23 protein-coding genes are annotated in these 19,417 nt (G+C 36.9%); 12 read left to right on the top strand and 11 right to left on the bottom strand.

Going from position 1 to position 19,417, the window contains the following annotated elements; translation table 11 throughout:
* Positions 1–87 precede the first annotated feature (87 nt).
* Positions 88–1,170: an AbrB family transcriptional regulator gene (locus ABES03_RS24800; protein ID WP_430121739.1), complete on the bottom strand. Its 1,083-nt coding sequence runs from the start codon at positions 1,168–1,170 to the stop codon at positions 88–90.
* 28 nt (positions 1,171–1,198) lie between these two features.
* Positions 1,199–1,492, bottom strand: coding sequence for a YciI family protein (locus ABES03_RS24795; protein ID WP_430121737.1), 294 nt, complete (start codon positions 1,490–1,492; stop codon positions 1,199–1,201).
* Positions 1,493–1,636: 144 nt separating this feature from the next.
* Between ABES03_RS24795 and ABES03_RS24790 the strand changes: the two genes are divergently transcribed.
* Positions 1,637–2,530 carry a GNAT family N-acetyltransferase gene (locus ABES03_RS24790; RefSeq protein ID WP_430121735.1) on the top strand — a complete coding sequence of 298 codons (894 nt, stop codon included), beginning with the start codon at positions 1,637–1,639 and terminating at the stop codon, positions 2,528–2,530.
* Positions 2,531–2,609: 79 nt separating this feature from the next.
* Here ABES03_RS24790 and ABES03_RS24785 read toward each other — a convergent pair whose 3' ends face one another.
* Entirely contained in the window at positions 2,610–2,903 is a 294-nt protein-coding gene (locus ABES03_RS24785) for a hypothetical protein (RefSeq protein ID WP_430121733.1), read from the bottom strand.
* 752 nt (positions 2,904–3,655) lie between these two features.
* Positions 3,656–4,765 carry an NlpC/P60 family protein gene (locus ABES03_RS24780; RefSeq protein WP_430121731.1) on the bottom strand — a complete coding sequence of 370 codons (1,110 nt, stop codon included), beginning with the start codon at positions 4,763–4,765 and terminating at the stop codon, positions 3,656–3,658.
* 291 nt (positions 4,766–5,056) lie between these two features.
* Between ABES03_RS24780 and ABES03_RS24775 the strand changes: the two genes are divergently transcribed.
* Positions 5,057–6,589, top strand: coding sequence for a vanadium-dependent haloperoxidase (locus tag ABES03_RS24775; RefSeq protein ID WP_430121729.1), 1,533 nt, complete (start codon positions 5,057–5,059; stop codon positions 6,587–6,589).
* Positions 6,590–6,661: 72 nt separating this feature from the next.
* On the opposite strand, the gene ABES03_RS24770 is transcribed toward ABES03_RS24775, so the two are convergent.
* Together ABES03_RS24770 and ABES03_RS24765 are read right to left on the bottom strand one after the other, a co-directional pair.
* Positions 6,662–7,483 (bottom strand): SGNH/GDSL hydrolase family protein, encoded by an 822-nt coding sequence (locus tag ABES03_RS24770; RefSeq protein WP_430121727.1) that lies wholly within the window; start codon positions 7,481–7,483, stop codon positions 6,662–6,664.
* Positions 7,484–7,602: 119 nt separating this feature from the next.
* Entirely contained in the window at positions 7,603–8,574 is a 972-nt protein-coding gene (locus ABES03_RS24765) for a bile acid:sodium symporter family protein (RefSeq protein WP_430121725.1), read from the bottom strand.
* A gap of 401 nt (positions 8,575–8,975) precedes the next feature.
* On the opposite strand from ABES03_RS24765, the gene ABES03_RS24760 reads away from it, so the two are divergent.
* Together ABES03_RS24760 and ABES03_RS24755 are read left to right on the top strand one after the other, a co-directional pair.
* The gene (locus ABES03_RS24760; RefSeq protein ID WP_430121723.1) at positions 8,976–9,440 is read left to right on the top strand and encodes a CoxG family protein; all 465 of its coding nucleotides are present in this window, start codon (positions 8,976–8,978) and stop codon (positions 9,438–9,440) included.
* A 214-nt stretch (positions 9,441–9,654) separates the two neighbouring features.
* Positions 9,655–10,407 (top strand): 2-phosphosulfolactate phosphatase, encoded by a 753-nt coding sequence (locus ABES03_RS24755; RefSeq protein WP_430121721.1) that lies wholly within the window; start codon positions 9,655–9,657, stop codon positions 10,405–10,407.
* A 68-nt stretch (positions 10,408–10,475) separates the two neighbouring features.
* On the opposite strand, the gene ABES03_RS24750 is transcribed toward ABES03_RS24755, so the two are convergent.
* Entirely contained in the window at positions 10,476–11,441 is a 966-nt protein-coding gene (locus ABES03_RS24750; protein WP_430121719.1) for a S66 family peptidase, read from the bottom strand.
* A 107-nt stretch (positions 11,442–11,548) separates the two neighbouring features.
* Positions 11,549–12,625: a tellurite resistance/C4-dicarboxylate transporter family protein gene (locus ABES03_RS24745; protein ID WP_430121717.1), complete on the bottom strand. Its 1,077-nt coding sequence runs from the start codon at positions 12,623–12,625 to the stop codon at positions 11,549–11,551.
* Between the two features lie 155 nt (positions 12,626–12,780).
* On the opposite strand from ABES03_RS24745, the gene ABES03_RS24740 reads away from it, so the two are divergent.
* The 3 genes from ABES03_RS24740 to ABES03_RS24730 all read left to right on the top strand — a co-directional run bounded on the left by ABES03_RS24740 (position 12,781) and on the right by ABES03_RS24730 (position 14,029).
* On the top strand, positions 12,781–13,236 hold the full coding sequence (locus ABES03_RS24740) for an NUDIX hydrolase (protein ID WP_430121715.1): 456 nt from the start codon (positions 12,781–12,783) through the stop codon (positions 13,234–13,236).
* Between the two features lie 31 nt (positions 13,237–13,267).
* Positions 13,268–13,690: a hypothetical protein gene (locus tag ABES03_RS24735; protein WP_430121713.1), complete on the top strand. Its 423-nt coding sequence runs from the start codon at positions 13,268–13,270 to the stop codon at positions 13,688–13,690.
* Between the two features lie 195 nt (positions 13,691–13,885).
* Positions 13,886–14,029, top strand: a complete 144-nt coding sequence (locus tag ABES03_RS24730; RefSeq protein WP_308079538.1) for a hypothetical protein — start codon at positions 13,886–13,888, stop codon at positions 14,027–14,029.
* Between the two features lie 74 nt (positions 14,030–14,103).
* Here the strand turns inward: ABES03_RS24730 and ABES03_RS24725 are convergent, their stop codons facing one another.
* Together ABES03_RS24725 and ABES03_RS24720 are read right to left on the bottom strand one after the other, a co-directional pair.
* Entirely contained in the window at positions 14,104–14,421 is a 318-nt protein-coding gene (locus ABES03_RS24725; protein ID WP_430121711.1) for a hypothetical protein, read from the bottom strand.
* Positions 14,422–14,571: 150 nt separating this feature from the next.
* On the bottom strand, positions 14,572–15,045 hold the full coding sequence (locus tag ABES03_RS24720) for a DinB family protein (RefSeq protein WP_430121709.1): 474 nt from the start codon (positions 15,043–15,045) through the stop codon (positions 14,572–14,574).
* Between the two features lie 95 nt (positions 15,046–15,140).
* Here ABES03_RS24720 and ABES03_RS24715 point away from each other — a divergent pair, with 95 nt between their 5' ends.
* The 4 genes from ABES03_RS24715 to ABES03_RS24700 all read left to right on the top strand — a co-directional run bounded on the left by ABES03_RS24715 (position 15,141) and on the right by ABES03_RS24700 (position 17,993).
* Positions 15,141–15,836, top strand: a complete 696-nt coding sequence (locus tag ABES03_RS24715; RefSeq protein WP_430121707.1) for an ArsR/SmtB family transcription factor — start codon at positions 15,141–15,143, stop codon at positions 15,834–15,836.
* Positions 15,837–15,906: 70 nt separating this feature from the next.
* Positions 15,907–16,191: a hypothetical protein gene (locus tag ABES03_RS24710; protein ID WP_430121705.1), complete on the top strand. Its 285-nt coding sequence runs from the start codon at positions 15,907–15,909 to the stop codon at positions 16,189–16,191.
* A gap of 38 nt (positions 16,192–16,229) precedes the next feature.
* A complete protein-coding gene (locus ABES03_RS24705; RefSeq protein ID WP_430121703.1) occupies positions 16,230–17,135 on the top strand; it encodes a DMT family transporter in 906 nt (301 codons plus the stop codon).
* Between the two features lie 96 nt (positions 17,136–17,231).
* A complete protein-coding gene (locus ABES03_RS24700; RefSeq protein WP_430121701.1) occupies positions 17,232–17,993 on the top strand; it encodes an SDR family oxidoreductase in 762 nt (253 codons plus the stop codon).
* A 16-nt stretch (positions 17,994–18,009) separates the two neighbouring features.
* On the opposite strand, the gene ABES03_RS24695 is transcribed toward ABES03_RS24700, so the two are convergent.
* Positions 18,010–18,501 carry a CBO0543 family protein gene (locus ABES03_RS24695; protein WP_430121699.1) on the bottom strand — a complete coding sequence of 164 codons (492 nt, stop codon included), beginning with the start codon at positions 18,499–18,501 and terminating at the stop codon, positions 18,010–18,012.
* A 206-nt stretch (positions 18,502–18,707) separates the two neighbouring features.
* Here ABES03_RS24695 and ABES03_RS24690 point away from each other — a divergent pair, with 206 nt between their 5' ends.
* Positions 18,708–19,277, top strand: a complete 570-nt coding sequence (locus tag ABES03_RS24690; protein WP_430121697.1) for a general stress protein — start codon at positions 18,708–18,710, stop codon at positions 19,275–19,277.
* Positions 19,278–19,417 lie beyond the last annotated feature (140 nt).

Here is a 19,417-nt window from a genome sequence, read left to right as displayed (position 1 = left end):
GTATTACAAAAGAAAATAATATTCTAGTTTTGCGATAGTAAACGGATTCTATGATGGGCTCTCTGTCCTTATTTATGATAAAACAGATTATGTTTTCCCACGATAGCCAATCTTAAAAAACAATCGAAGCAACGGTGGTACCGCGAAATAGATAAAAAACAATCTAAAAAGTTGATACCCCGTTACCATTGATAAATCCGCATGCACCTCATGAGCGAGGATACCCATTTGATCCATACCCCCGGGTGCCAAGCTCAAAAAACTTGTCGATGGCGCAATATGGTAAAACGTCACGAGAAGCATGCTTAAACCAATCGACCCCAAAATCATAACCATCCCACTAATAAGGGCTAGTGAAATGATTTTCGCCTTATTTTGTAATTTTTCTGGCTTCAGTAACAGTCCAATGTAACCGCCAATCAAAAACTGTGATACATCCAAAACAATGGGTGATAACGAAGGACCGTGGAAACCAGAAATCGTAGCAATAGCTGTTCCAAGAATCGGCCCTAACAAAAATGGGGTAGGAAACTTAAGCCTTTTTGCTAAAAATGCACACCCAATACAGAGGACAGCAAACATGATTACTGTTGGCAAAAAAGGTCCAGTGAATGGCATCCCTTTTTCAACAAAATCAACCCCTGCCTGAGAAGGGGAATGTTTAAAATATGACCCCAGGATAAGAAAGGGAACAAAGAAAATAATCATTAACAATCGTGCTACTTGGAGAAAGGTAACAGTAGTGATATCAATTCCCTTGACCTCTTCGGCGAAAATAATCATCTGTGAAAGGCCCCCCGGAATACTCCCTGTCAACACAGTGGGATAATCCACTCCTGAAATCTTAGACACCACAAAGGCAATCCCAGCACAGAAAGTAACAAGTAAAACGGTCATAAGCAACATAGAAGGTAATTTAGCTACAATTTGTAAAAGGGCTGCCTTCGTAAACGAAAGACCAATCGAGTAACCGACGATAATTAAACCTGTATCACGAATATAACTCGGCCAAAAAAACGTGATCTTTCCAAATCTGGCTCCGATTAATACCGCTGTCATCGGTTCCAGGAGCCACGGAATCGGGGTATGAAGTGCCATAAACAAGAGGCCACCGATGAATGCTACTGCCAAGGTAACGGAAAATCGAAGCATTTTGTTGTCTTTATTCAATGGAACCCCTTCTGTCTGATAAATTTGTTTATCGTCCTTCCATTAAGGAAACACGGTATTTATGTAATTCACAATTCATGACACCTTCAACAACAGCGGGATCATTCTCCATAATCTTCTGCGCAGCATCCCATGATTCTGAACGTATAATACAAATTCCCATGGCGCCATCTAGGCATGGACCTGCAAGGATTAGTTTTTCCTGTGCTAAAAGCTCCTTTAAATATTGAAAATGCTTTCCCATAATAGCATTTTCCTCTTCAGTCATTGTCTCAATAAAATTTTCCCGCTTTGGTCTTATAACATATACAAACTCTTCCAATCCAATCCCCCTGTTAACATTAAGATTCCCTTATTTTAACATGCGCGGTCCGTAATGTTAAAAAAACTGATTCAGTAATAGCAGGAAAACAAGAAATAGAACTAGAAAAATTATAAGATAGCAGCACAAAGGGGAGTGCAAGAAATGAAAGTAAAATATTTAAGTCAAGAGAGAGTGGCAGATTTTGTGGCGTATTGTAAGAAACACAAAGTGGAGGTAGATGATTCGTTTTTGTATGATGACCATCTAGCAAACTTTCAACCCAATGAGGAAAATCCGACCTACATCCTAACTAATCAGGAGGGAGAAATAATCGCTGCTGCTTCACTGATGATGAATGATTATCATCGTCGCGGTAGGAAAGCGCGTTTCAGGATTTTTCATACAGAAGTGGGCACTATCGAGAGCTACAACCTATTAATGCAGGAAGTGGTAAAGAAGACAACCGGCTTTAATGAAGTCTTTTTGTTCGTCCCATTTGCAAATGAAAAATTGGCTAAGTTTATGGAACAATTGAAATTTACGGCGGAACGATACACTTTTTTACTTGTAAGAGGTGATGAAGTGGTTCCGGACTTCACCGTGCCTGAGGGTTATGAAATTCGACCCTACCGATTAGGAGTGGATGAAGAAGCATGGTGTTCAGTTCGAAACGCTGGCTTCGCCAATCTAAAGGGGAGTGAAACACCACAAACTCCAGCTATGGTTGCTAAAATGATGGCAAATAATGATTATATTGAAGGCGCGTCCTTAATCCTTTATTACAAAGAGCGTCCTGTAGGAGTTATTCACGGGGCCATTGATGAATATGAAGATGCACCGATTATGAATATTGGTCCGATTGCAATCCTGCCAGAATACCAGGGAAAAGGGTTGGGAAGGATCCTCCTACGATATTTATTGCGCTTTGCCAAACAAATTTCTTATGACAGGACAATTCTGTGTGTGAACGCTGAAAACGAAAGGGCTAAAGCATTATATATTCAAGAGGGTTTTAAACAAGTTGAGGGGGTAACCTGTTATACCTTTCAATTGTAAAAAAGGAACAAAAAAACAAGAGCAGTTGATAAACAGTAACTGCTCTTGTTTGAGAAACTATTTTTATAAATCACAGGTATTAATGGTCACTGCTTTCCATTTGGTCATGGCCATGATCATTTTCGTCCTCAAATTCCTCTTGATTAAAGCCAAAAGGACCTCTTCTTTGCATGTGTTCTACACGGAAGAGAGCAACAATGGTTTCAATGCGAATAGCCACTAACGTGGAACGCATCCGGCCCCTTGTCTCCAACACAATAACATCTTGACCAACTTCAAGCAGTCTTCCAGTAAAAGTCCCTTGAAGGGTAACAACCTCAACTTCTCTTTTTAATAGTTCATGAGCAAGTTGATGGAAATTTATCTCTGCCATACCTCATCATCTCCTTCATATACATTAAATGCAACTTCCCCAAAAAAGCCTCTATTTTTTCAAAAATTTTTAGGTGTTTATCTACAATCTTTAGAAGGAAATTCCTCAAAAGTAAGAATGTGTATGCGACCGAAAAGGTTTGGAAATCGAACGAACGGTCTCATAGAAGTGTGTTATGCGACCGAACGAATTGAAAATTCAATCATACGGTCTCGTAGGAAGAGTCTACGAGACCAAAAGGGTTGAAATATCGAACGAACGGCCTCATAGGAAGGGTCTATGCGACCAAACAGAATAAATAATTGAACGAACGGTCTCATAGGAAGAGTCTACGCGACCGAACAGATTAAATAATTGACCAAACGGTCTCATAGGAAGGGTCTAGGCGACCAAACAGATTAAATAATTGACCAAACGGTCTCATAGGAAGGGTCTACGCGACCAAACAGATTAAATAATTGACTAAACGGTCTCATAGGAAGGGTCTACGCGACCAAACAGATTAAGTAATTGACCAAACGGTCTCATAGCAAGGGTCTATGATACCAAACAGACTGAGAATAAGACAAACAGTTTCATAGACAGGCTCTACGCGCCCGAACGGATTGAGAATTTGACCAAACGGTCTCATAGGAAGGGTCTATGACACCAAACAGACTGAGAATAAGACCAAACAGTCTCATAGAAAGGGTCTACGCACCCATACGGAACTATTACACCTCCGCAACAAACCGAATGTGCAGCCTAGCAATTTAAATCCGCACAACCCGTCCTTTAAAAGCATTTTTCCAATATCCTTGTGTCATATCTGCGATGGCAACACCGGTTGAGTTTTGAGAACCGATAAACTTCCCATCGCCGATATAGATACCGACATGTCCGTCTTTCTTATACGTATCAAAAAACACGAGATCCCCTGGCTGCATTTCCTGAGGGGAAATCTGCCTGCCATCATTTTTAATTGCGGATGTAGTACTGCCAATTTTAACCCCAGCCTGCGAAAAAGCCCAATGTACAAAGCCAGAGCAATCAAATCTACCCCGAGCAATATCACTAGCACTTCTTCCGCCGCCAAAAACATATTTCGAGTTCCCAATATACTTCTTGCCTGCGTTAATGACCGTACTTATGTAATCATTTGAGTTGCTTGGAAAAACATTTATGTGGGTTTGAGCAGCAACTTCCTTTTTTCTCGATTCCTCTTTAACTTGTTTATTTAACAAAACGTATTCGTTCTTTTGTTTTAACAGGTGAGCCTTTAACGTCTCTAAGTTGTTTTTTAGATTGGCCAGTTCAGTAAGTTTTTTTTCAAGAGAAATTTTTTTACTATCCAATACCTGCTGTTCCTTTTCCTGCTGCTCTAAAAGAGTGCGGTCGGCTTCTGCAATAGCAGCGACTGCACCAACACGTTCTACAAAATCACTTAAACTAGTAGAACCCAGGAGCACGTCAAGGTAGGAGACATGCATATCAGTATGCTGATAGGAAAGAGCGCGGTCCTTTAAAATATCTCTCCGTTTTTCCATACTTTCTTTTAAAGCCTTCGTTTCTTTATCAAGTTTTTCCACTTCAGCTTTTGCTAATTTACTATAATTTTCGTTCTTCAATATCTCAACATTATTGGCTTGAATCGCCTCGAAAACGCGCTTCATTTGTTCCGCTGCATTGACTACGTTTCCTTGAGAGTTTGGAATTTCAGTTTCAACTGTTGTTTGGCTTATAGGAGGAGTTGACTGCGATGGAATGGTTTGTTTATGTAGGTTCGTGTACGATTCGGCATGAACGCTAGGTATGGAAAATTCGTTACCAGCTGCTATTAGAACGATGGCCAAGCTCAGTGTGAGTAACATCTTTCTGATCAACAAACATCACCACTTTCATTTAATTCTGTTATTTTTATATAATATTCTAAATGTTCATACTATTTAATGTATCAATATTTTAGCAAATCATTCTATCAACTGTGTTATAAGAATATTACATTTTGTTAACAGAGGTTTAAAAATAATAGAATATCTTAAAAACCGGAAGAAAATTAGGTGGGGAATGTAGTGAAAATATATGCATTATTAGAAAAACCGTATGTTTGTCCATTTCCAAATTGTTTATTTTACATACAATATTTTGATTTTATTATGAAAGGAGTGAGAATAATGGGTTTTAAGAAAGCAAAATTAAAAGGGGATTTTTCATCTATTAAACGAATTCAAAAAGCTTTTAAAATTCGTAACAAAACAGCATTATACTACAAAAAGCTTCCTAAAGTGGAACATCCTAGTAACGGGGATGAAAAGAAATACCCTAATAAAATCGCTAGTTATATTAAAGCAATGCCGCAGAATAGTCTCGGTGAAGTGGACCTTCGAGCATATGATATATATCTAGAGGCAATAGATACGGGCGAACCTGAGGATTTTGAAAAGATCCCACTTGGAGGTGAAAGAAAGCTAGTTAATCCCCAATCTGCTTATTCATTTGATTTAGTCGGACCAGATAGTCACCAAATGGTTTGCCCACCACCACCGGCCTTTAACACTGAAGAGTTTGCATCTGAAATGGTTGAACTATACTGGCAAGCACTCACACGTGATATCCCCTTTAATGATTATCATAACAATCCTCTAACTATTGCTGCTGCAGAAGAACTTTCTACATTGACAAAATTTCAAGGGCCAAAAATTAATGGACAAGTTACTTCTAAGACTCTATTCAGACAAGCATTTCCTGGAGCTTTAGAGGGACCATATATTTCGCAGTTTCTTTGGAAGGACTTTCCTTTTATTGCCACAAAGATTGTCCAAAAATATAAAACAACAGTAGCAGGGGATGACCATTTAACGAACTATGAGCATTGGCTTGCTGTTCAAACGGGCCAACCACTCTCTAATGGTAACACTTATGATTCCAGCCCACGATACATTCGAAATGGCCGAGACTTAGGAGAGTTTGTACACAAGGATTATTCCTTAGAAAGTGGCCTAGCTCCTTGTTTAATTCTTCTTAGTTACGGACCTAGGGCATTGGATCCGTGTAATCCATACCTCAGATCTAAAACTCAAGTTGGATTTTCCAGCTTTGGGTCAGCTCATGTTTTAGACTTTGTGCTAAGAGCAGTTCGACCTGCATTAGATGCCGCTTGGTGTCAAAAATGGCTTGTCCACCGGCGAATCCGTCCGGAGGAGTTCGGTGGCCGAATTCACCACAAATTGACGGGTGACACTAACTATCCCATTCATCCAGTAGTGCTAAATTCAAACGCATTATTAAAAACCTATGAAAAATATAAAACTTACCTGCTGCCTCAAGCTTTTAGTGAAGGTTGTCCTACACATCCTGAATATCCATCAGGTCATGCAACGTTTATTGGGGCGATGGTGACGATGTTAAAAGCATTCTTTAACGAATCATTTGTAATTCCTGATCCGGTTGTTGCGAGCAGTGACGGCCTCTCGTTAGAATCTTATGATGGAACGCTTACAGTTGGCGGGGAATTGAACAAACTTGCGTATAATATTGCGATTGGCCGGAATACAGCTGGTGTTCACTTTCGTAGTAGCGCGATCAATGGGATGTTGCTTGGAGAACAGATAGCAATTGGAATTCTTCGTGACTACCAAACCACATATAATGAGGAATTCGAAGGATTTAGTCTCACGAAATTTGATGGGACAAAGATCACTATTTAATATTTGAGCTTCTAGATAACGTGAAGAGACCCATTCGTATAAGAATAGGTCTCTTCACTTATTTCCGCCGAATTATACAGAGCTTTTTCTAACTTGATGTTTCAGCTGATACATGATTTGTTCAGAAATGGCGGTATATCCAGCAACATTTGGATGGACCCCATCTGAGGAGAGGTTTTGTAAATGGTCTCCATTAATAACCTTTGTTGTTTCAATAACAATGGATCCTGGAATATGATTAGCTACTTCATAGATATGAAGATTCCATTTGGGCAGAAATTTATCCGCAAGAGGATACATTTGATCATCAGGGGAGATGGGATTATACAATTCAAGAAATACAATGGTAGCTTTCGGATTCAAGGTAGAAATCCGATTAGAAATATCAGTCAAATTTTTTGAAAAAGAGGCTTGCAGCTGATCATAGTCTTGTAAAACCGTCCGAAAATTTTGCCCTTTGGCCATTCTTAGAATATCATTTCCGCCAACATTGATAGTGATAATATCAGCTTGCTTAATCGATTCGTCAAATCGCCCTTCCTGGACAAGCTCGTTTAATTCACCACTCGTAATCCCATTAATTCCTTGATTTTCAAAGGTAATCTCTTTGTTCGCCTGTTGAGCTAATTTGGTAGAAAACTGACTAACAAAGTTTTCATCCTGTCCAGCACCGACGCCGCGAATAATCGAATCTCCGATAGCCAGATGGTGCAGTCCAGGTGTTTTAGCATTTTGAAAATAATGAAGATAGGTGATTTGGGCGGCTTTGTGGTTAACCGCAACTGTAGTTTGTTTTTTCATTTTGTATATTTGGTACTGAGGGTAATAGACCCATGCAGAAATGCCAAGACCCATAATCAAAACAAATATAAAAAGATATTTTACTATTTTCATAAGAAACACTCCTTGATTAACACTATTATAACAAGGTTAAAAGGAGAATGGTTTAGGGGGTGATTTCCAAAAGTTAAAAACCATCTTCCCGTGAAAAAGAAGATGGTTTTTATAGAAAGCTATTTTGCTAAGGATTGGCCTGTATCTACATTTGTTGATTCTTTGTCGTCTTTCATTCGGCTAAAGATAGTTGCTAAGATTGGCCCTGAGATATTATGCCAAACACTGAAGATGGCACTTGGTACAGCTGCTAGTGGAGAAAAGTGTGCCGCTGCAATGGCTGCACCTAAACCAGAATTTTGCATCCCAACCTCGATTGCCACCGCTTTTTTCTTCGATAAATCCATCTTGAACATTTTACCGAATGTATAACCTAATAAATAACCAAGACAATTATGTAGAACGACTACTGCGAAAATGATTAAGCCTGTCTTAGCAATGGCCTGCTGGCTAACTGAGACTACAGCTGTGACAATCGCGACAATTGCAATAATTGAAACAAGCGGTAGAACCTTTACGCTAGCCTGCGCTTGCTTATTAAATAACTTCTTAACCACAACGCCAAGGATAATCGGGAATAACACGATTTTTACAATTGATAGGAATAGTCCGCCGGGATCGACAGGAATCCATTCGCTTGCTAGTAATAAAATTAGTGCAGGTGTTACTAGTGGAGCAAGAAGGGTTGTGATCGATGTAATCGTAACGCTTAAGGCAACATCTCCTTTAGATAGAAAGGTCATGACGTTTGAAGCAGTTCCGCCGGGACAGCATCCGACTAAAATAACCCCAACAGCTATTTCAGGTGATAAATTTAAGCCCTTTGCTAATAAAAAAGCAAGGATGGGCATGATTAAAAATTGACCCACCACACCAATAGCGACATCCTTCGGTCGCTTTAACACTTCTTTAAAGTCGTTAGCAGAAAGTGTTAAACCCATTCCAAACATGATGATTCCTAATAATAACGAGATGTGTGGAGCAATCCACGTAAATGTTGCGGGTGAAAAAAATGCGAGTGCTGCAAATAATAGCACCCAGATGGCAAATGTGTTGCCGACAAACTGACTGATTTTTTCTAACGTTTTCATTGTGCTCACCTCTGTATATTATTTCGTAATGAAAAGTATTATAGAATATTATTTTAATAAACACAATAGTTTGAATATTATTTTATTTTTAAAGTTTAAAGCGTTAACAGATGAAAGCGTTTTCTTTGGTATGAATGACAAAATTAGTTGTAGAGGGGTGGGAATTGTCCTTCATGCAGGTGATGAAGGACAAAATTAGCGGGAGAGGAGCGAAAACTGTCTTTCATACAGGTGATGAAGGACAAAATCAACAGGAGACAGACGAAAACTGTCTTTCATACAAACTATACAAAACAACCCGGTGTATCTTTTTATGAAAATCATTAACACCGTCATTTGTTCTTGAATATAAATAAAGGAATGCGAATGGAAACGGATTGAAAGTGATTGGAGGCTGACCAATGAACATCACATACGAGTATCGTTTTGGCTTGCCGAGGAACGTTGTTTGGAAGTTAATAAAAAATGAAAAGGTTTTACGAAATGCTTTGCCGGGATGTAAGTCGTTTGTCGAAACGTCAAAAGGAATGTACCGTGCAGAGTTGGATGTAAACATCGGACCGCTCCAAGATGTAATGATACTTGAAATTAGGCTACATGAAAACATGCCCTCAACCTATCAGCTCCGAGTAAATGGAAAAGGAAACATTGGAGAGATTGTAGGTAAAGCTGATCTTGTGATTAGCGATGTTGATGGAGGCTCAAAAATCACCTGTAAGGCCGATGCGGAGGTAACAGGTGCCTTGGCATTAGCGGGTAAACGTATATTAGATACTGGTGCAACGAAAGGGTTAGACTCGTTTTTTCAACAAGTCGAGAAACAGATTAAACGGAGTATTTATGAAATGAGAAGAAGTGGTAGATGACAAGATTTGTGCTATAAAAAATTCAAGAAAAAAAGAAAGCAGTGGAATCCCATTCCACTGCTATTTGCTATTTGAAAATTTATTAAGAGTGTTTAGTACAGACCTCAACCATAATTTTACAATTTTTTAAAATATAAGTCTATTCTTTTTTTATATTTCCTTTAAAATCAATGAACATAGGATCCTTACTGAATAAGTTGAAAGGGTGTTTTTAATGTTTTTTGATCAATCTCCCTATGAATGTAGAGTGGAATGGGGACGGCGTGGAGCGAGAGAGGCAGCGGAAAGAGGGGATATCATTATCATTGTTGATGTCTTAAGTTTTTCATCCACAGTGATATCCGCTTTAAGAAAAGGGGCAATCATCTATCCTTATCCTCGCACTTTGGATGGGAAAAAGTTTGCAGAAAAAATTGGTGGCGAGTTTATCTTAGGTAGGGTAGAGGCGGCACGAATAGGATCTCCCACTCTATCACCGGTATCCTTTAGCAAAGATCATACTAATAAAAAATATGTATTAACCTCGCTTAACGGGGCCAATTGCACATGGATCGCATCCCAGGTTCCTTCCCTTTTAATTGGGTCCTTACTTAATGCGGAATCAGTGGCAGCTGCTGCTAATCATTTACAAAAACAAACTAGAGCAAATATAACTGTGATACCCTGTGGTGAACAATGGGAGAGCAGTAAAGAATACGAAGATACTCTGCGTCCAGCAATTGAAGACTATTTAGGCGCAGGTGCAATTCTTAGTTATTTAGAAGGAAAAAAATCTCCAGAGGCAGAACTTTGTATGACTTCTTTTCTTCATTCTAAAGATAAACTAAATGATTTAATTTGGGATTGTGGAAGTGGACGTGAACTACGTGGAAGGGGATACGAGGCAGACGTAAACCACTGTTGCCGTTTAAATGTATATCAAACAGTTCCGTTATTGAATAAAGATCATTTTGTAGAATATTTGTAAAACCTTTTGTAGACCATCAACACCATTTGGATGATGGTCTACAAGTTCATTTAAAATACCTATTAAACTTAAAATTTAGTGAAAGTAATGGTTTTATTGGTACTGTTAATTTCTACTTCTCCACCAATTGGAAAGGTAAAAATAGGTTGGGTATGCCCAAAATTGACATCATATAAAACAGGAATTTCCTTTAACATTGGATGTTTATCTAATATAAAAAGCAATTGTTCTTCAGTCACCTTTGAAACCCGTTGGAATCTACCAACTACCAAGGCTTTAATGTTCCCAGCAACCTGTAAAAGGGAGGTTAGGTCACGTGCAAACGTCTCAGGAATGGTCAATTCGTCATCTTCAATAAAGAGGACACAATCCTTTATTGCAGGCATATAAGGTGTCCCTTGCAATAAATTCAGGGTACTTAAATTACCACCATATAATGGACCTTTCGTGGAACCTTCACTATATGTTTTCCAGTTTGCTTCCTCAAAATGTCGATTTTCCTGATCTAGATACCAAGCATCATCACTCCAAATTGGTGAAGACTCAACTGAATATGCCTCTGATTGCATCAGACATTTCTTAAAGAACGTGGTTTGATACTCCTGTGCTTTTTCCATATGAAAACTTGAAAAATGAGGCCCTGAGTATGTAATGAACCCTGATTGTGTTGTAATTGCAGTTCCAATCGCTGTAATATCACTATATCCACAAAAAACTTTTGGATTATTTTTGATTAACTCGTAGTCTAAGTAAGGTAACAATTCATTACTATTAAACCCACCAATTACAGTTAAGATGCCTTTCACGTTTGTGTCATGGAAGGCTTCGTGAATATCCTGAACTCTTTGTTCAATAGATGAAGAGTTTTGTAGATCAGATTCCAAAATGTTTTTTCCAAAGGTTACTTTAAAACCTAAATCTTCTAATCGGTTCTTAGCTTGGTCGAATCCTTCCTTAGATAAAATTCCTGCACTTCTGCTTGGTGCAACAATCCTTATTTCATCCCCTACGTTTAATTTGACTGGAATTCTCATTTACCTGACTTCCTTTACTCTTTATTTTTTCTAATATATTCCACTAATGCTAAAATTGGCAAGTGAATTTTGTGGTGGTTTTAGCTAAAAAAACATCCCTAAATTTATTAGAGATGTTTTTCATAGATATTTTCCTTTATGGGTGAGTGGAAGTGGTTACGAAAATTGAGATATAGGTGATGCATCATACCAAAAAATACGGTAATCCACGCTGCTATTGCTATATATACCATTACTCTAGGAATTAGGGTTAAAAACGGTAAATCTAGAGCTTGGGACAATTGATACGTGCTAGTTGTATACATAGCTAGAGGGAAGGCCATTCCCCAAAATTGTGGGTCATAGGAAAGTGGATAACGATGATAAAGGTGACGCCAAATCATAAGTATAAATAACAACGGAATCCACCAAGTGCCGGTTATCCAGAAAAATAATGTGAAGCCCTTCAAGAAGGGAGTTATTTCAGCAAGAAAGGAAAAGGAATTCGCGTGTAAAATTAATGTAGAACCTGACAAAGTAGTAATGGCAACTGCTCCCATATTAATCCAGTAAGGTGGTGTAAGAGCAGAATGATCTAGCCTTAAAAAGGTAAATCGATAAAAAATGAGTGTAATGATATTTAAATATAACATGCAGCCAAGGAAATACATGCATAAAGTAAAAAATAAAATGATCTCCTTTCCAGAGTCTACTTGTGAAGAGAGTAGGGTACCAAGGATGGAAATGGAATGGGTTGCGACTGCTGCAATCAACCAGGCCCCATTAATTCCTTCAACCATCGTAGGTTTATCCTTTCTTACGGTAACTGCTGAAAAGAAGGTATACATGATTAGTAGCCATAATAGAATGGCCAGTGCCCATAAATAAATGGCAATCGAGTAGTTGTGACCAACAATGATTAGTTGGCTGCCAAATACACAGGTCCCAGCGACTAATGTAAAAAATCCAGGACCAATTGTATGGCTTGTCAAATCAGCTAACATACTAGGAAAATAGAAAAAAATACGTGTAAGAGTTAGTACCCATAAAGAAATATAGGCAATGATATTAATATATAATAATATCTTTGAAATAATTTCCATTCCGAGCAGGTGTGTTCCTATTGATAATGCCCCCGTAGCCATGACTAAGGCAAAATAACCAGGAAAAAGATTGCCTGCTTTTTGTTTTAATAAGGAAAACAATTGCTCACCCCCAAAAATCTAAAAATTTTACCTTTCTTATTTTATCATATTAAAAATAATAAAAAGTTATTGATTAAAGGGATGGATTTTCAAAGAAGGAGAATGACTCCTTTTGTTGAATAAAACAAAGATGTATTCAAACTAAGGAGAAGTGTATGACTCAAAATGGAATCGTTTTAGTGGTTAGTGTATCGATTATTCAAAATAATGAAGTGTTGATAATAAAAGAAAATAAATCAACCGCACGGAATAAGTGGAACTTTCCATCAGGAAGAATAGAACAAGGTGAAGATATTCTGGTTGCTGCCCGTCGTGAAGTGAAGGAAGAAACAGGATTTGATGTTAAGTTAGTAAAATCAACCGGAGTATACAATTTTACTAGTAATACCAATCATCAAGTTGTTTTATTCCATTTTATTGCTGAAATTACCGGGGGATCATTAACAATGGACGAGACTGAAATCATAGACAGCAAGTGGATTGCCTTAAATGAACTAAATGAATTAGAAAATGAGGAATTACGCGATGCAACCGTTATCAAACAAATAATGGACGCCTTAATAAATCAAAGAACCTATCCAATAACTTTCTTTAGGGAGCAATTAATATAATAGAAAAATATCAAACTTTAGGAGAGTACACATGAAACAATTATCATTAGTGGATTTTAAAGAGTTTTTAGTAGAATATCGAGCTTCTTGGAACAGTCTGGATGCAAGAAGAATTGCAAGTCACTCTTCTAAGGATTTGAAGGTTAGATGGGCGAATCCTGAATCAAGTATTGCGGACTGGGGCTACGAAGAGGCTAAAGAAGGATGGAAACAAGCATATAAAATGTATGAGGGGAGAAATCCCCAATGGTCCTTTGATGATGTTCTAATTGAAATGAATCAACAGCAAGAAGGTGTTGCAATTTTTTGGGTGAGGTTCTCACTTGATGGACAAATGCTTCAAAATAAATTACTTTTTGTTGAGACCTTCCGTCAAGAAAATGGGGAATGGAAGAAAATTAGAGAATTTGTTGAAAATAGTTTTGACAACCTTCAAGTTTCTCAGGAAAATTAATAATAACAAGGGTTTGAAAGGGGGGATTGCATCTAAATCACCCTCTTTTTAATATGTTTCATACTTACAAAATTATCTTGCTTTTCGGTATAATTTTGCTATTCCGCCTATTGTGTAAGCGCTTTTATGTGAAGTGATTCACATGTATAATAAGAGTATAACTTGTTCATCAACCATACATGGGAGGAACTAACGATGCTTACTGAATTTTTGTTTGAATTAAAAAACTGGTGGTTTGGAGAAACGATTGACGAGTTTGATGAATTTGAACGTATTGAATCCAAGCATACAAGAGTACACCATGATGAAGATATTTACGAAATTATTCGTGTCCATTAATCTGTCATTATAGATTAAAGATTTGAAAACCCTAGAGGAATATTCTAGGGTTTTCTTTGTATAAACAATTGACATTATCTTTCTACTTCAATATGCTGATAACCGCCTTGGGTTGCATACACTTCATACCATTTATATGTTGGCGTTTTGAACCACTCCAACTGTGGCAAATAAACCAGGTATCTGATATTACCTTCAGCATCAACGATTGATTTAAATACTTTAACCGTTCCAAATCCAAACGTTTGATCCATGTAACCTTGCATGCCATCTCTTACCGCACTCTTTTTTTCTTCCATTTCTTTCTTATGTAGATCCATTAACCCACCAACAAAAATACTTACAAAAACCAAAGTAATGGCGATTAAAACGAAAATCAATAAATTTAACAAAATAGTAACCTCCTTTCTTTCAACGAATACATATCGATTGTACAATCGTTAGGGAAAGTAAGGTGTGATGCAAATAACAAGTGCAGTTATCTTTTTGAACATTTAGTGAAGATTAGGTGGAGAAGGGATTTCTCCCTTCACCGTTTTCATTTAGTCCCATATCAAAGGCCGGTCAATATGTAACATTCTTAAATATTGTAAAAGTTGACCTGTATGGACTGCATCATGATATGATTTCCGTTCTAACGTATCTCCCAGAGTTCTACTAATTGGTTTATGTGGCCAGTTAATATATTTTGTTCCAAGATCATTAATATTTAGAGAAGATACATAGTTTATAAATTCCTCATAATATACCGAAGCTCTGTCTACTTCATCTTGAAGATTCGTATAAGGTTCTTCCCATAAATCACTTTGTTCTTCTTCTGTTGGTAATCTATTATCCTTTAAAATCCTTAACCAGGAAAAATCATGTAGCAACACATGACGAATGGTTTCTCCAACTGATAAAGCGTCTTTATCAGGTCGCCAGGTAAGTAATTCATCCGGAAAAGCAGCAGAAGTGATTAAGAAACGACGTCTGCATTCTTTATAGTCTAGTAAAAATAATTCAAGTGAATTCATCGTAATTCCCCCTTTGGTAAGTCTCCTATTTATTGTAAATGATGAATAAAACGATTATCATCGAAGTATGGATTACATTTTTTGGAGGTATAAACATGAATTTTGATCCGCTAGTTTCAGAAGTAGCCACAATCATTAGTGACCAATCACGATCAACGATGTTATTAACTTTATTGGATGGAAGAAAATATACAGTTTCAGAGTTGGCAATGGCTTCAAAAATAACTCCTCAAACAGCAAGCTTCCATTTGTCTAAAATGATGGACAAAGGTTTTGTAATATCAGAAAAACTGGGTAGACATAAATACTTTTCGCTTTCCAATGCTGAAGTAGCTAAGGTATTGGAATCTTTACTGTGTTTAACACCAGAAAGAAAACCAAACTCATTTAGAGAAGTATCGAGAAATAAAGAAATACATCTTGCGAGAACTTGTTATGATCATCTAGCTGGTTCGTTAGGGGTTGGAGTAACTAATTCACTATTAACTAATAATTTTATATGTGATACGGGTGAGCAGGATTTCGAGTTAACTCCACAAGGGGAAAGTTTTTTAACTACACTAGGAATAGATATTCAACATAATAGGAAAAAAAGACGTTCGTTTTCATGTAAGTGTCTTGATTGGAGTGAAAGAAGATTTCATTTAGCAGGCTCTCTTGGGAATGCAATTTTATTATTCACACTCGAAAATAATTGGATTGAGCGAATGCCTTCAACTCGAGCACTTAAGATAACGAATAAGGGACGAGAAGGGTTTGAGGAAGTTTTTGGATTTAGTATTGATTCATGACAGAATCGTCGGGTGTCAGACTAATGGATATTAGGCAATATTTAAATACTACTTTACCGGAGTGTGTACAATGAAATTCTTATTTAAGAATAGAATTAAACAAATAGTAATTATTCAGTTACTTTTGTTAATCCCAATCTTTATCATTGGTATCCTTGTTTTTAGAGTTAAAGAAGGAGTCGATTTTTTCTATCTAGGAATTTTTCAGGGTATTGTTGCATTATATTGGTTTTTAACAGGAATTGAAAATTTTATCTTGAAAAAGAGAGGTTTTTCACTAATTTTCTTTATTTTAGGAGTAATGTTTATCCTATTATCTTTAGAAACTTTTCATATATTAAACATAAAAAAATAGTTATAGAATTAACAATAAAAGAAGAACGGACTATAAAAATGACACAAAAACAAGCAAACCTGATTCTCGCTTCTGTCTCTATGGGGTGGGGGACATCTTATCTTTTCATGAAGCTTTGTGTGGATACCATTTCTCCATTAACTATTATTGCTTTACGATTTGGCATTGCTTTTATTGTAATGATGGTAATCTTCTATCAAAAAGTAATTCTAATAGATGCTAAAACATTGAAATACAGTGCGATTGTTGGAGCTGTCCTATGCAGTATTTTTATCGCATTATTGTTTGGGATGAAAAATACTACTGCTTCTTCAGCTGGTTTTTTGACTAGCACTACTGTTATCTTAGTTCCGATTCTTCAGACATTCATTACACGGAAATTGCCCAGTAAGAAAATTTTTCTTGGCGTTTTGGTTGTTACAAGTGGCTTAGCGCTCCTTACTATTAGGGATGATTTAACTTTTGCGTTTAGCTCGCTATTTTGTTTAATTGCCGCCTTTCTTTATGCGGTTCACATTATAATTACAAATCACTTTGCTCGAGTGGTAGATACCTTGAAACTTGGGATTTATCAACTTGGATTTGCTGCACTATATGGAACCATTGGCTCATATATTTTTGAATCACCTGTATTACCAAAAGGAGTAACTCATTGGTCTGCAATACTTGGTTTAGCACTTATTAGCTCTGCTTATGGTTTTGTTATGCAGCCAATTGCACAAAAGTACACGACACCAGAAACCACGGGCTTTCTTTTTTCTCTCGAACCGATTTTTTCAGCCATATTTGCATTCATCTTTCTACATGAAAATATGGGGCTACAAGGTTATGTTGGTTCTTTGCTTATTTTAGCAGGCGTATTCATAGCAAACGCCAGATTTAAGAAACAACAAAAATTTAGGATTAGTAAAGGAAAGGGCAGATTGAAGGAAGGAAAATTTTAAAATTTTTATAAAAACAGCGGTTCCCTAAGCTGAATAATGTTTACGCATTGTGAATATTACATTACAATGAGTCATTCAAATGAAAGAGGGATTTATTTGAAAATATTAATTACAGGTTCAACAGGAGTGTTGGGTACCGCTTTAATAAATCAATTAACAAGTCGTCATTATGATGTAAAACTAACATCAAGAAGAAAACCTGAAACCACCGGACATTTTGAATGGGTTTATAGCGATCTTTTGACTGGGGATGGATTAGAAGAAGCAGTAAAAGATGTAGAGGTAGTAATTCACGCAGCAACAAGTCCCTTGAAAAATTCAAGACTCATAGATGTTTCAGGTTTAGAAAATTTTTTAACTAAGCTTGAGCACATCAAACATTTTATTTATCCCTCAATTGTGGGAATTGAAGAAATACCATTTAAATATTACAAACTGAAATGCGAAGCTGAAGACCTATTAAAGAACAGTTCTATTCCTTATACAATAGTTAGGGCAACTCAATTCCACGGCTTTGTTGATCATTTCCTTTTATCGAAACCTATTTTTAAAAGATATATCATTCCTGGAAGCATTAAATTTCAAAGTGTGGACGTAGGTGATTTCGCCAATCATTTAATAGGATTAATAGAAAAAGGTCCTCAGGGAAGAGTAGATGACTTTGGTGGTCCAGAGATCATGTCTTTAAGGGAGATGGCAAATCTCAAAATTAATGTAAATAATGAGCCAAATAAAATTGTAAGCTTTTCTTTGCCTGGGAAGCTTTATAAATCTCTATTAGATGGAAAAAATACAAACAAAATGGGACAAATAGGAAGAGTTACTTTTGAAGAGTATCTAAGTAAAAAGTTGAACTGAGTTTTTTTAGTTTTCTCTAACTACTTTCCCTTCGTTTTAACCACTGATAAAACTTGACGTGCAGAATTAAAAATAGGTAATAAATAATTGGATATATAATAAAGGAATTGAATAGGTTCCAATGGATATGCCAAAGAATACCTAATTTTATTGTCATCCATTCAAAGGCCGTAGAAAAAACGGACCATCCCATAATATAAAAAAATTTCTTCAATTTTGACGATTTATAAGGATACCAGTTAATTATTATTACAATTACTGCTGGATAGATCCCCCACTTAACTAATAGTGAAGGGAAATCCGCAGTATCCACTGAAAAAAATCCCCATGCCTTAAAAAAGAACGTTGCATACGAATCAAAATATTGTTGAATACACAATGCAAAAAAAATTGTTGAATAGATTACAGTTCTTGGTAACCTTTTTCTCGTTTTTATTGCTACTATATTAAAAATCAAAATCGAGATGATTAAAAAGATCCATTTCCAATAATTGTGTTCAATGGACATATTGATCACCTCTTGTCTCATTTGGTCTGATTACTCATATGTATTCATTTTCTATCTTTCGATTTTAATAAAAAAATATACAAAATAGTTCAATTAGTTCCGAGTATTCTAATCATGGCAAATAGTAAAAAGAATAAACAAATGTTTCATTCCTCGGATCGGTGGGTAGTTAAGTAAGGACTACTCATTCTAAGGAGGAATTTCAAATGTATGAACATGAAAAGCACTTGGTGGGAGTTTATGATACTGAGCAAGAGGCTATAAAGGCGGTAGAAGACTTAAAAAGACAGGGGTATGCTACAGAAGATATCTCAGTTATTGGAGCGAACAATGACATAGTAAACGAAATAAATGACGCGACTGGGACCAAGACTGAAGATGATTTACTTGCAGGAGCAGCAACAGGTGGAGCACTTGGTGGACTCGTCGGATTGCTCGCAGGTGTTGGCGCACTCGCCATACCAGGAATTGGACCATTCGTAGCTGCTGGACCAATAGCAGCAACTTTGACTGGTGCAGCAGTCGGCGCAGGAGTTGGTGGGTTGGCTGGAGCTTTAGTTGGTATGGGCTTCGATGAAGATGAGGCGGATCGTTATGAAGGTTACGTTAAAGAAGGTAAAATTCTTGTCCTTGTAGAACGCCGAATAACCAGCGTTGGAGATGGCCAGTTAGATACGATTGATGAGGATAACCTAACAGGAAGATCAATGACAACAAATGAACCATCAAATGCTGTGCTGACTTCTGGAAATCCAAATGATCCACGCTTAAGATAAATTTAAAAATTTAAAAGAAAGAGTACCCTTACGGTTTTATATTGGGTACTCTTTCTTTTGTAACCACTTTTCTTTCTTGTACCAGTGATGCTTATATTTTATCTTAAGAGCTCGAACTATTCGAAGTTGACTCAGGTTCT

Origin of the sequence: Neobacillus rhizosphaerae, assembly GCF_050477885.1 — a bacterium.
In the GTDB taxonomy this organism is placed as follows: domain Bacteria; phylum Bacillota; class Bacilli; order Bacillales; family Cytobacillaceae; genus Neobacillus; species Neobacillus rhizosphaerae_A.
Note: the sequence above shows the minus strand (reverse complement) of the source record. Positions and strands in the feature narration are given on the sequence as shown.

Bases quoted from the DNA above. Each gene is read 5' to 3' on its own strand.
- ABES03_RS24790 (WP_430121735.1), top strand. From the start codon at position 1,637: ATGAAAGTAAAATATTTAAGTCAAGAGAGAGTGGCAGATTTTGTGGCG.
- ABES03_RS24785 (WP_430121733.1), bottom strand. From the start codon at position 2,903: ATGGCAGAGATAAATTTCCATCAACTTGCTCATGAACTATTAAAAAGA.
- ABES03_RS24775 (WP_430121729.1), top strand. From the start codon at position 5,057: ATGGGTTTTAAGAAAGCAAAATTAAAAGGGGATTTTTCATCTATTAAA.
- ABES03_RS24770 (WP_430121727.1), bottom strand. From the start codon at position 7,483: ATGAAAATAGTAAAATATCTTTTTATATTTGTTTTGATTATGGGTCTT.
- ABES03_RS24765 (WP_430121725.1), bottom strand. From the start codon at position 8,574: ATGAAAACGTTAGAAAAAATCAGTCAGTTTGTCGGCAACACATTTGCC.
- ABES03_RS24760 (WP_430121723.1), top strand. From the start codon at position 8,976: ATGAACATCACATACGAGTATCGTTTTGGCTTGCCGAGGAACGTTGTT.
- ABES03_RS24755 (WP_430121721.1), top strand. From the start codon at position 9,655: ATGTTTTTTGATCAATCTCCCTATGAATGTAGAGTGGAATGGGGACGG.
- ABES03_RS24750 (WP_430121719.1), bottom strand. From the start codon at position 11,441: ATGAGAATTCCAGTCAAATTAAACGTAGGGGATGAAATAAGGATTGTT.
- ABES03_RS24740 (WP_430121715.1), top strand. From the start codon at position 12,781: ATGACTCAAAATGGAATCGTTTTAGTGGTTAGTGTATCGATTATTCAA.
- ABES03_RS24735 (WP_430121713.1), top strand. From the start codon at position 13,268: ATGAAACAATTATCATTAGTGGATTTTAAAGAGTTTTTAGTAGAATAT.
- ABES03_RS24730 (WP_308079538.1), top strand. From the start codon at position 13,886: ATGCTTACTGAATTTTTGTTTGAATTAAAAAACTGGTGGTTTGGAGAA.
- ABES03_RS24720 (WP_430121709.1), bottom strand. From the start codon at position 15,045: ATGAATTCACTTGAATTATTTTTACTAGACTATAAAGAATGCAGACGT.
- ABES03_RS24715 (WP_430121707.1), top strand. From the start codon at position 15,141: ATGAATTTTGATCCGCTAGTTTCAGAAGTAGCCACAATCATTAGTGAC.
- ABES03_RS24710 (WP_430121705.1), top strand. From the start codon at position 15,907: ATGAAATTCTTATTTAAGAATAGAATTAAACAAATAGTAATTATTCAG.
- ABES03_RS24705 (WP_430121703.1), top strand. From the start codon at position 16,230: ATGACACAAAAACAAGCAAACCTGATTCTCGCTTCTGTCTCTATGGGG.
- ABES03_RS24695 (WP_430121699.1), bottom strand. From the start codon at position 18,501: ATGTCCATTGAACACAATTATTGGAAATGGATCTTTTTAATCATCTCG.
- ABES03_RS24690 (WP_430121697.1), top strand. From the start codon at position 18,708: ATGTATGAACATGAAAAGCACTTGGTGGGAGTTTATGATACTGAGCAA.